Annotated in this window: 3 protein-coding genes; all 3 read right to left on the reverse strand. The window is 37.6% G+C overall.

What is annotated here, in order from left to right:
- The coding region (locus tag J7574_RS01405; RefSeq protein ID WP_367272528.1) for a beta strand repeat-containing protein at positions 1–2,680 on the reverse strand (2,680 nt) is incomplete at its 3' end.
- Between the two features lie 461 nt (positions 2,681–3,141).
- Positions 3,142–7,017 carry a T9SS sorting signal type C domain-containing protein gene (locus J7574_RS01410; RefSeq protein ID WP_290963160.1) on the reverse strand — a complete coding sequence of 1,292 codons (3,876 nt, stop codon included), beginning with the start codon at positions 7,015–7,017 and terminating at the stop codon, positions 3,142–3,144.
- 149 nt (positions 7,018–7,166) lie between these two features.
- Positions 7,167–13,256, reverse strand: coding sequence for a T9SS sorting signal type C domain-containing protein (locus J7574_RS01415; protein WP_290963161.1), 6,090 nt, complete (start codon positions 13,254–13,256; stop codon positions 7,167–7,169).
- Between the last annotated feature and the right edge of the window lie 173 nt (positions 13,257–13,429).

Here is a 13,429-nt window from a genome sequence, read left to right on the forward strand (position 1 = left end):
TGATGCTGTAGGTCGTTGGCGAATTAGTGGTTGCACTATAAGGAAGCGTTGTGCTTTGCGCGCTTGAACTTGTGCAGACTGCAGCGGTAGAGCCCAATGCTATTGTTGGCAGCGGATTTACCGTTACCGTAAAATTATTCGTCGCAGATACGCATCCGTTTGCATTGCTTACCGTCAGGGTTCCCGTGTATGTTCCTGCTGCGGTATTGGCCGGTATGGCTATAGTAATAGGACTTGAAGGCAAAGCCGCATTTGTGACTGCCAGAAAACTATTCGCCGGACTGGCATTCCAAATGATGCTGTAGGTCGTTGGCGAATTAGTGGTTGTACTATAAGGCAGCGTTGTGCTTTGCGCGCTTGAACTTGTACAGACTGCGGCAGTGGAACCCAATGCTATTGTCGGCAGCGGATTTACCGTTACCGTAAAATTATTTGTCGCAGATACGCAGCCGTTTGCATTTCTTACGGTCAGATTTCCCGTGTATGTTCCTGCTGCGGTATTGGCTGGTATGGCTATAGTAATCGGACTTGCAGGCAGCGCCGCATTTGTGATTGGCACAAAAGTATTCGCTGGACTGGCATTCCAAGTGATGCTGTAGGTCGTTGGCGAATTAGTGGTTGCACTATAAGGCAGCGTTGTGTTTTGTGCGTTTGAACTTGTGCAGACTGCGGCGGTAGAGCCCAGTGTTATTGTCGGCAATGGATTTACTGTTACCGTAAAGTTATTTGCTCCAGATGTACATCCAGTCGCATTCTTTACGGTTAGAGATCCTGTATATGTCCCCACAGCGGTTCCAGCAGGAACGGCAATACTGATTGGACTGGAGGTTAATACGCCATTTGTAATTGCCTGAAAACTATTTGACGGACTGGCATTCCAAGTAATGCTGTAGGTCGTTGGCGAATTTGTTGTTGCAGTATAATTTAGATTGGCCGTTTGAGCCGAAACATTGAAACAGACTGACGTTGCCGTACCAAGTGTAATAGTTGGGGGACCGCTTACTGTAACGGTAAAATTATTAGCCACAGATATGCATCCGTTTGCATTCCTTACCGTCAAAGTGCCCGTGTATGTTCCTGCTGCGGTATTGGCAGGTATGGCTATAGTAATCGGACTGGCAGGCAAAGCCGCATTTGTAACTGGCAGAAAACTATTTGTAGGACTGGCATTCCAAGTGATGCTGTAAGTCGTTGGCGAGTTTGAAACTGCGGTGTAAGGCAGTGTTGTGCTTTGCGCACTTGAACTTGTACAGACTGAAACTGCAGAGCCTAGTGTTATTGTTGGAAGTGGATTTACCGTTACTGTAAAGCTGTTCGTTGCAGATACACATCCACCATTGCTAACAGTAAGTAATCCCGTATAAGTTCCTGCAGCCGTTCCTGCCGGGACAGTAATACTTATTGGACTTGTCGATAAAACAGCATTTACAACCGGCAAGAAACTATTTGCAGGTGAAGCATTCCATGTAATACTGTAGGTTGTTGGTGAGTTTGTTGTTGCGCTATAAGTCAAATTAGTTGTTTGTATGCTAGCACTTGCACATACAGCAGTCGCGCTAGCTCCCAAAGTAATTGTTGGCTGAGCTCTTACTACGATTTGAGTTGACATACCTATTGAAGAAGTACAATCTACTGATGTTAAAGAATCAACTACAATATTACTATTTCCTGTGTTAGTAAATCCAGTAGCTGTAAAAGTTCCCGATCCTGCCGTCGTAACAATCATTGTTGCTGTCAAATTATTACCTACAGGGCTGCTTCTATGATAAGTTACTGTATACGTTCCGACTGGTAAATTGGCAGGTGTACTTGTCAATTGTACATCAGAGTCATTTCCAATAGCTGTGCAAACATTCGTAGCTGATAATGATGTTATGCTATAAGTTTTACAAGTGTAGGTAATGTTAACTTGCCCCCTTGCACCACTTCCACCATTTTGCAATGTAGAAGCACTTATAGCACCACCGCCTCCACCTCCATATATGTCCCCTGGGTTTCCTGGATTTGTTGTCAATACCACGGTACTTCTTGCAGCTCCTCCAGCACCTCCTAAGCCAGCGCCAAAGTTACCTGCATTTCCTCCAGCACCAGAAGTAAGAAGCAAACCTAATGCGGCACTTCCGCCTGTTCCTCCATTTGCACCATTAGCAGTGGCTAGGTTTCCAATAGCGCCAGTACCGCCAGCTCCACCAGTTGGAGTAGAGTTCGTTGCAATATTAGCATTTCCTCCCTTACCTCCAGGCGCATTGAAAACACTTGTAAATCCTGTTATGTATGAATCTCCTCCTGAAATCCCATTATCAGTTCCTCCTGAAGCAGTTGCTCCAACTACAACATTCAAACTCGACAATCCTGTTGTTGTAATTGTTCCTTTCGCGTAAGCTCCGCCACCGCCACCGCCGCCACTTCTTCCCGTTAACGGTGTCAAGTTCGCTGCGCCTCCCGCGCCTCCCGCGCCCCATGCTTCTACAGTAACAACATCCATCCCAGCAGGAAGAGGAAAAGATCCGCTAGTTGTAATTGGATGCGAAATTTGCGCATTGGAAGTTGTATAAAAAATTGAGAAAAATAAAATAACCAAAAATCTAAATTCCCTATTGAAATTTAATGGTTTCCAAATAAAAGTTACGAAAGATAAAAGGCTGAAGAAACTCAGCGTAGTAAGTAATTCTTTTTTCATCTTGTGGCATTTTAGTAATTGAAAAATAAATTCAAACTCAAAACAAGATTAATTGCAAAATCTAGAAGGCAAATGCTTTATAAGTCGTATAAACAAGACTAAGTTTTGATATCGAATTAAAGAAGTACTCCAATTTTACAATCAACTTAAGGCAGATAGACAACAGTGTTAAAACTGTGATTTTGAAGAAAAAATTTTTATAGAAGGGCTTATAGAAAAACAGTTAATCGATTTAATTTGTATTTAATCGATTAAACTCAACTACAAGATACGATTTTATTTACTTTAAAATCAACAATATAGTTCAAGCCACTTAATTTTAACACCATTTGTGGGAAAAACACAAAAAATAAGAAAAAACTGTTAAAACATAGAAAAACCAATACATGAGAACCGATAATAAGCAAATTACATCGACATTTGTCTTTTATAAAGAATTACAAACAGAATTTTAATTGTTTTTAAAAAATGATTTTTTTTGAAGTTGATTTGCCATTTTCAAAAGTGACTTTAACTATTAAAACTTGGTGAGAAGAAAACAAATTTTGGATACTTATATTTTTAGTTTCAAGATTATTCTTTTTGTATACTTGATTTCCTGAAACATCAAATATTACTACCTTTTTAATACTCTCATTATTGGATACAATATTTATGTTCCTTGATTTAACAAATACAATGAGATCTTCAGAATTGTGATCAAAGGTCTTATTTCCTAATGCGCTATGACTGTAAACTATTGAAAATCGATTATCAAAAGTCCCCGCTTCGGAATCGAATTCATATGCTCTATCAGAAAGATTATGAATTAGTTTTAACTCTTTATCAACTAAAAAAATGGGTTTGCCATTAAAAAAAATATCTTGACGATCTATTTCAAGTTTTAAATTACCCCCAATATTAGTTTTGTAACCTAAAGAAATTGAATCACTTTCTAAAAAAGGCAATTCACGACCTTGAATTACCAGTTTTTTATTTTCTATTATACTATAAAAATCGATAGTTGAGCCTGAACTTATATATTCTGCATCATAATTTAAATCCAAAGAATTTGAGGCATCAGTTGCATAACCAAGTAAAATCTGTTTCAATTCATTTTCATTATTTTTAATGTTCAGCCAAAATCTATGCTTCTCTTTAGCAGTTTTAAATGGTTCATTAGAAGCTAACCGGAAAAAAGAGGTGTTTCGGTCTCGAACTTTCATACTATTATTAAACTCTAAATAACCAGTCTGATTGCTTTTTACGAAAAAGGCTTGTCCCGATGCTATTATACCATCTGGCACATTATTGTTTATTCCAGAACTTAAAGCCGAACTCGTGCCAACACCACCCAATAAATTGTAAACTGCAAAATCATCATTGGTATAACGATAGGTATTGGTTCCAGGTATAATTATTCTAGGCGGTGTATTATGGGTCCAAAAATATAGCGCTCCTTTTGTTTTTGGAGCATTGTTTCTCAAGAAATCATCTGCACTTATTGCACATGGATATGGATTACCTACTAAATAAAACCGATCTGTAGCAATCAACTCCACTTCTATTTTACCATTATTTGGAATTCCTTTAAAAACGCCTTCAAATACTGCTCTATCAGTAGTAGAAAAACTTTGCGGAGCTCTTATACTATATCCATGCCCTGGCATCATCGTCATAGTCCCATTTAGATCGGTTTTCCATCCTAAAATTGGATCGTGCCAAAAATATTTATCGAAAAGTGTCTCAGGAGAGAAATCAAATAATTTCACATCAGCTACTGGCGATGACCAATAAGTAAGATCAAATCGAATTACTGGTTTTGTTTTCCTTTTTAAATGAACAATTCCAGTATTTACCATATCATTATCAGCTTGGTATAAACTAGCAGCATCTTCTAAAACAAGTATTCCTTCCCCCGTATAGGCAAACTCGATGCCTAACGTATTTTTTTCAAGTAATGTTACCGTTTTACCTTGTTCAATATTACATCCACAAATATTAGCTGTTGTTAAACTGGGAAAGCTTTCTTTAAAATAAACATCTTTTCCTTCTGAAGGAAAACCACTTGACCAAGACACTCCGTCCCAAATTGTAGTATTAACACAAAGTTTTAAACGAGCTATTCTATGTTTTGAAATACCTGAAACGGAATTAAAATTTCCGCCAATTATCAATTTGTAATCAGCAGTAAAGTTCATTGCTAATAGCGTGTTATTTAATGGCGCTACAAAAGAATTATCCAAAGATCCTGAAGCCAATAAACGAATCAATCTCGAAGAAGAAATAGTATTATAAGTTCCCGAAAAAGTTCCTCCTACCAAAATTCTATCATCTGGCTGTACTAAAATAACGCGAACATCTCCTTTACTAAAACCTAAACCTGAAGCGAATGCTTTATCTAGACTCCCATCACTATTTAATCTAGTAATCCGTTTTTGTGAAATGCCATCAAAGGTTAGAAAAGAACCACCTACAATAATCTTATTATCAGATTGAAGAGCTATTGCATAAACATATTTATCAAAGCCATTTCCTATTCTAAAATTTCCATCAATACTTCCATCTGAATTTAATCTTAGCAAACCTGCAAAAGGCATTCCGTTAAAAGTTTTAAAATGACCGCCTACCAGAATCTTTCCGTCCGATTGCAAGACTACACTTTCTATAGTTCCATCGGCCCCTGAGCCAATATTAAAACTAGGATCTTTTGTTCCGTCTGGCAGTAACCTAACCATTCTATTTGCATTAATAGTTGACCCATTATATTTTGTAAATGATCCAGCCACAATTATCTTTTGATCTGATTGGATTGCCAAACTATAAACTTGCGCATTAAATCCATCACCTGTATTAAAGGAATGGTCAATTTTCCCATCTGGAAATATTCTAACCAAACGATTATAAGTAAGATCATTGTATTTTGTAAAATTACCTCCTAAAATAATGTTTCCATCATTCTGCAATATGCTAGCTTTTACTACATTATTACTTCCTGAATTGGTAGCTTTAAAAACAGGATCGCTCATTCCATTTTCTAATAAGCAAGCTATTTTGGGAGCGACCTTTCCATTAAATTTTTTAAAATTACCACCAACAATTGTTTTTTTATTTGGAAGAGGCAGAATGCTTAGAACAGAATTATCAAAACCAATTCCGGAAGCCAAGTAAGAAATATCATGCTCACCCTCTCTATTAATTTTTGCCAATCTACCTTGATTTTGCCCATTAAAAACAGAAAAAGAACCTCCAATAAACCAATTGTCCTCCTCATCAAATTCTAAGGCAAACACAGATGCCGATGCGGGTCCAGAACCAATATCAAAATTAGGTTTTACAGCTCCATCAGGTTGAAGAGAAATTACTCTTGTAACTTCAGTTGTATTATAAAATCCTGTAAAGGAACCTCCCACCATTATTTCACCGTTAGCATTGATTCTTATCGTTTGAACACCTTCTTTACTAAAACCAGAGCCACTTACAAAACTTTCGTCTATAGTTCCATCTTCATTCAAACGAATAATTCTATTGGCAATACTATTACTAAAAAGGGTAAAATTGCCTCCTAAAACCATTTTACCATCAGACTGCAAAGCAATAGCATTAACATCATCATTAAAGCCTGTACCAGTATTGAAACCAGAATCAAAAGTCCCATTAGAATTTAAGCGAATTATACGGTTAGCTGCAATTCCATTAAATGTTGTAAAATTGCCGGTGAGGAGTATTTTCTCGTCTGATAAAACCTTTACATGCGTAATATTTAATGTGGATCCGGAGCCAGTGAGAAATGTAGAATCAAGTGTTCCGTTTGACAATAAGCGTGCTACTCTATTTACCGTAATAGCATTATATTTTGTAAAACTCCCAACAATAATTATTTTCCCATCGGGCTGTAAGGCAATATCATAAACAATTCCTGTAGTTGCTGCTACCATCGTATTAAAACTGGAATCATAAGAACCATCCTCGTTTAGGCGAATTATTCTTCCAGCGCTAATTCCGTTATAACTTGTAAAATTCCCTCCAACAATAATTTTTCCGTCAGATTGTAAACAAGAAGCATAGATTTTACCATTAAAACCAGTCCCAGTATTGAAACTTTCATCTATAGATCCATCTGTATTTAAACGGGTAAGATACGAAGCCGGCGTACCATTCAAACTCTGATAGTCACCTCCAACAATTAGAGTTCCATTCTTCTCAAGAAGCAAGGTTCGAACTGTATTATCAAACCCATCTCCAATTTGTCCATCATCAAGAACGTTAAATAAGCTATCGACTTTACCTTGTTGTGAAAAAATTGTCTGAAACGATAGCAATACTATGATTAACGAATAAAATATATTTTTAATCAAAATTGTATAATTAAAGTTAAAATTGTAAGAATTAAACTAAAATTAAAAAGTATTAATTAAAAATTCAATACCTAGATTTAGGGATATTTTATAGCAAAAAAAAGCCCACTCTTTTATGAAGAATGGGCTTTTCCTGAGGAGTTAATTTTTTATTCTAAATTAGAAAAAATCACTTTTTTGGTAATGATTGAACCGTTTTCTAAAGTTATTTTAATTAACAAGACCTGATCACTAGAATGCAAATTACTAATCTGCAACTCTTGAGAATTCACTTTAGCTTTGCTATATAATAGCTGAGCTCCAATATTGAAAACATTAACTTCTTTGATCGTTTCTTTAAAAGAAACAATATTTATTACTTTATTTTTTACCGAAACTAAAACGCTGCTTTCTAGATTTTCAAAATCACCGGTTCCCAATGTTTTACTTGTATAACGAAGAACAAAACGATCTGTAAAAGTTCCAACTAATGTATTAAATGTATAGTTTTCATTACGTAAATTAGTTGTTTTTCCTGTAGTTTTATCTTCCAAATAAACTTCTTGCTTATCAAAGAATCCATCACCATGATCTATTCCGATAGTAAAATCACCTTGTACAGTAGTTTTATATCCTAACGGAACCACATCAGTATTATCAAATGGCAAAGCACGTCCTTGAATGGTTAATTTTTTTGTTTCATTTATACTATAAAAATCAACGAATGAGTTACCTCCCATTGTGGGAGCATCATAATTAAAATCTACATTATTAGTAGCTCCTTCAACATAACCAACCAGTATTTGCTTAAAAGCACCTTCAGCATTTATCATATTCAACCAAATTCGATTTCTCTCAATGCTATTGCTTTTTGCTGTTTTATAGAAATCGCTATTGACTGAGGCGCCTTTACGCATCCCATTATTAAAATGTATTTGAGTTGTTTTAGGTCTAGCAAAAAATCCCTGACCTGCAGCAATATAGCCACCAAATGTTCTAGGATTAGTTCCACTCACATCGATACTTCCTGTAGCAGTGTAAACTATATAATCATTACTGCTATAGCGATAGGTATTGTCTCCAGGAGCTTTCTGCGGAAGCGCAACATGCGTCCAGAAATAAAGTGCCCCTAATACATTAGGATTAGCATCCCACAATGCGGCTACATCGATCGCTGAAGGATAAGGATTTCCAAATAAAAAGAATTTATCTGAAACTACTGATGTTACGGTTATATCACCATTGTTTGGCACTCCAATAAATGCTCCTATAAATGTACTTGGAGTTACGGTATCAAATTCCTGTGGGCCTCTAATGCTGTAACCGTTTCCTACTTGCATTGCCATTGTTCCGTTCATATTAGTTACCCAGCCTGAATTTGGACTAAAATAAAAATACTTATCTCCGAGAGTAGTTGGCGAAAAATCATGCATTGTGAAACCTCCTACTTTTGTAACTGGACTTGACCAATAAGTTAAATCGAAACGACGTATTGAAGTTGCTCTTTTATAAACAATGTCGCCAGTATTTTGCACATTGGTTGTTTGTATTAAACTTGAGCCACTCTCAAATACCAATTTACCGTTACTTGTTACTTTATTTGAAATTGTTAAAGTTACCCCAGACGGAATACTTACATCTGAAGGAGCTGTAATCGTTAACGAGCATGCCGATATGTTTGGTGTAGCAGTTGTAAAAGGCTGATTTGGTGTAACTGCTGAAACGATAACGCTTTTACTGCCATCTGGATTACCATTTGACCACGCTGAACCATTCCATGTAGTTGAAGAACTAATGTCATTTATATCAATAAACACAGTATTTGAAGTGCAACCTGAACCATTATCTGTAACTGTAAAGTAATATCTTCCTGCTATCAAATTTTGAATAGGCAAAGTAGAAGTTGTGCCAGAATAGGTACCAATACCTGCACCTGTTTGATTAACGGTCCAGTTTCCTGATAAACCTGTAAGGGTTATGCTTCCTAAAGTATTACACGCCGCATCGTTGTTTTTTGTAATTGATGGAGCGGTAGGCTTTTGGTTTACTGTAATGGTTTTAGTAACTGATGCAGTGCCGCATGAACCGCCTGAAGTGGTCAATGTTAAAGTGATGTTTCCTGATTCTGATGCTCCAGCCGTATATGTTGCCGTTGCTGGACTCGTTGCATTGGCCCATGTTCCTGATCCTCCAGACCATGTTCCGCCGGTAGCTCCGCCCCCAACTGATCCGCCCATCTGTGCTGATGCAGTTCCTTGGCAGATTGCCGCTAAAGCTCCTCCTGCATTTACAGTCGGATTTTGATTTACTGTGATAGTTTTAGTAACAAATGTAGTTCCGCATGAACCTCCTGAACTTGTCAATGTCAAAGTGATATTTCCTGATTCTGACGTTCCAGCAGTATATGTTGCCGTTGCTGGATTTGTTGCATTAGTCCATGTCCCTGCTCCTCCAGACCATGTTCCGCCGGTAGCTCCGCCTCCGACTGATCCACCCATCTGTGCTGATATCGCTCCTTGACAGATTGCAGCTAAAGCTCCTCCTGCATTGGCTGTAGGATTTTGATTTACTGTAATAGTTTTAGTAACTGATGCAGTACCACATGAACCGCCTGAACTTGTCAATGTCAAAGTGATGTTTCCTGATTCTGATGCTCCAGCCGTGTATGTTGCCGTTGCTGGATTCGTTGCATTAGCCCATGTTCCAGCTCCTCCTGTCCATGTTCCGCCGGTAGCTCCGCCCCCAACTGATCCACCCATCTGTGCTGATATCGCTCCTTGACAGATTGCAGCTAAAGCTCCTCCTGCATTGGCTGTTGGTTTTGGGTTTACTGTAATAGTTTTACTAGCCGTTGCAGTTCCACACGAACCTCCTGAAGTGGTTAATGTCAAAGTGATGTTTCCTGATTCTGATACTCCAGCCGTGTATGTTGCCGTTGCTGGATTCGTTGCATTAGCCCATGTTCCTGCTCCTCCTGTCCATGTTCCGCCGGTAGCTCCGCCCCCAACTGACCCGCCCATCTGAGCTGATGTCGCTCCCTGGCAGATTGCAGCTAAAGCTCCTCCTGCATTGGCTATAGGATTCGGATTCACCGTTATAGCTCCAGAAACTGCGCTAGTTGAAGAACAACCATTAGAATTTGTTACAACAACGTAATAATATAACGTCCCAACTGATGTGGTAGATGGTGTGTAAGTAGCATTCGTTCCTACTAATGTACCACCTGTATTTGAATTAGTTGTGTTACTATACCAAGCATAGCTTGATATAGTTCCGCTTCCCGCCGTTGCAGTTACAGATAAAGCTGTAGCTGTCCCATTTATACAAACGATTTGAGTAGCTGTAGAAGGATTACTACTTATATTTGGTGATGCTACAACAGTTACTGCTAAATTTTTAACTGCAGTAGTACCACATGCATTTGTAGCCGTTACGCCAATATTTCCATTTTGTCCTGCAGTTCCTGTAGTCACTGTAATACTATTGGTACCTTGTCCAGCTGTTATAGTCCATCCTGTTGGAACTGTCCACGAATATGATAAAGCATTTGTTGCGGCTACAGAATAAACCTGTCCTGTAAGACTTGGACACTGTGTAGTAATTCCATTAGTAGCTGCCGATTGCAAAACTGGAAGACCAGGACTTGTAGTTATAGTAACTATGTTACTATCTGCATACGTACAGCCAGCTTTAACACCATTAACGTCTGGCATTGTACTAGAAAATGTTACAACTCTTTTATAGCGTTTTACAACGTTTACTGATGTAGTTGTCGCAGGAGGATCATAAGTTCGTCCTGTTGCCCCAGCTATATCTGTAAAAGGACTGCCATCTGTAGAAATCTGCCATTGAAAATTTAATTGAGTATTTTGTAAATTGGCATCGCTAGAACTATACTGTAAAGAACCTCCAATTACTGCGGGATCACCGCCAGAACAAAAATTAATCGTAGCTGGCGCGGTTATTGTGTTTGCATTTGAATCAAATGGCACCATAGAAAACCCAACAACATTTGATCCTGCATTTTCGTAATAATCTAAAACAAAATTATCATTTCCTGTTAAACGAACTAAAACATTACTATAAGTTGTAGAACTTTGCTGAACCCATCTATCAAAAATTTGTGTTCCATTTAAAGACAATCTAACACCGTCATCTCCAGTTATTGTAACAATATAACATCCAGATTTTGTGCTATTCATTTTATATCTTACTGCAAAACCTTCTGTATAAATATTTGCACTTTGAATACCATTTGAATAAACTGGAAAGCAAGCTGCATCTCCTCCAAAACCTTCATTAATTGTTTCCGAACTTACATTATAATATCCTGCATAATTAGCATTAGTGAACGGTTCTGGAGTAGAACCTCCAGCATTATAAATATGACCTACCCATGTATTTGTGCCAAATTCATTTTGAGTTTCTTGCGTATTATTAAGTCCAACTAAGTTTATAGACATTGTACCGCCGGCAGTGCCATTATTTGCACAATTGGCTCCCGCCGATAAAACCAATTTAATTTGGCCAGAAAGTGTAGACACCCAACCATTTAAACTGGTACCATTAGCTCCATTATTACTAGTAATAACAGCGTCATTAGAAGCATCTAATATGGTTAAATACTCATTTAATCCACTAAAAACATTACTAACACTAAAATTATAAGTAAAACCTTTTATAACATTAATCAGAGCATACTGGCCTGCATTTGTTGATGCTGTAGTTTGTGAGTTAGTGTTGTCGATACAAAATGTATAAGTTCCTACAGAACCACCTGAAGCCAACGTACTAATTGTGACGGTTGGTGTAGCACTCATTTGCGTTGAATTCGTACAAGAAGTAGCCAAGACATTAAATGTAGTATTAGCAGTAAGATTCCCTGTTGGCAAACTGATCGTTCCACCAGTACCAGCAACCGGAGTTCCTATATTGACATTACTTGCATTTCTTAATTGATAACTAACACCAAGCTCTGAAGACGCAACTGTAATAGTTGTCGCCGAACCTGAACAAACAGTTGAAGTACTCGCTGCAACCGTTTTGTTTGACGGTGCCGCTAATATTGTCTGATTTGGTGTTGTATAAACAGAATTCCCTGGTCCAACACCATTATTATTATTTCCATACCACGCAACGGCTTCATAAACAACATCAAATGTAAGATTATTTGTTCCTGCGGCCAAAGGAGTTTCGTACGATCCTGTATTATTAGAAGCTGTAATTGAAAAATTATATGTTTTGCTATCACCAGGAGCCAAATTTTCAGCATCAACTCTCACATTATAATCAGCCCAACTTGTACCATTAGTGTTCCACTTTATTCCAATATTAAAATCTCTCGATGGACCATCAGACCAAGTAGCTGTACCAATATTTTTTATAGTCACACTTACATTTCTTGTTTCTCCAGGACACCAAGTTGTAGATCCAGTGTTAACACCAATAATTTGACTTTTATAAGTATAAGGTCTTAATGCAACTAAAATTCCACCATTTCTTTGAGAGCTAGATATAGTTGCTTTGCCTGCTCCTGTTGCACCTGCATTGGTTTTGATGGCCCAAGCAGCTCCAACTGAAACATTCCCTCCAGTTGTTTTTCGATCATCGTATAATTCATTCAAAGCTCCAGGTGAGGTAGCTGTTTGCCAGGCATTGTCATTCCATGTAGGAGATGAATTAGCTACTTGCCCAAACATAATCACAGCGGCATTGTTTGTTACTGTTGAAATTTGTGCAGCATTAACATTAGTGCTATTATTAGTTGTTTGAATAGCTGGTGAAGCAACATCAAAAGGGTCTGTTCCAGACACATCAACTCCCGTAAATGCAACTATAGACCCTACTCCCCCAGTAATATTGGAGCTTAATGTAAAAGTATATGAAGTCGGTTCACTTGTAGTAGCTATTTTGTACAGTACCGCTCCCCATCTAGTAGTTGTACCTAGATTGGCACCAGAAATCAAAGTCCAACCTGTTGAAATAGGATTGGATAAAGCACCACTACCAATTTGAGCAATATTAACTAACATCACATCTCCAGCTACAACACCATTTGGTCTATCTATTGTCAAAGAAGTATTTGCAGTCTGAGCAGTTGTAGAAGTCCCTCGCTGTGCTATATAAGCACTTTGAGAAAATACATAAGTAGAAACAAAAAACATCCAAACACAAAGCAATCCTAAACTAGGTGTGCTTAATCTTCTGGGGAAAGATTTAGAAATAAAAAATAAAAACGAGTAAAGTAATTTTCTCATCATATAAGAGTAGGTATTTGTTTTAAATTTGTTTTTGGTTTGCTTAAAAAGCAAAAAAGGCAATTCCTTTCAAAAAATGAATGGCCTTTTTGGTATTACATTGGAATTCAAAATGTTAAATATTGGCGTTTTAGCCAAAATTTAAAAATGTTAAAAATCCGTACAAAAATATTTAA

The sequence above is a fragment of the Flavobacterium sp. genome, assembly GCF_017744675.1.
In the GTDB taxonomy this organism is placed as follows: Bacteria; Bacteroidota; Bacteroidia; order Flavobacteriales; family Flavobacteriaceae; genus Flavobacterium.

Coding starts and splice junctions, on each gene's coding strand:
- J7574_RS01415 (WP_290963161.1), bottom strand. CDS start 13,256: ATGATGAGAAAATTACTTTACTCGTTTTTATTTTTTATTTCTAAATCT.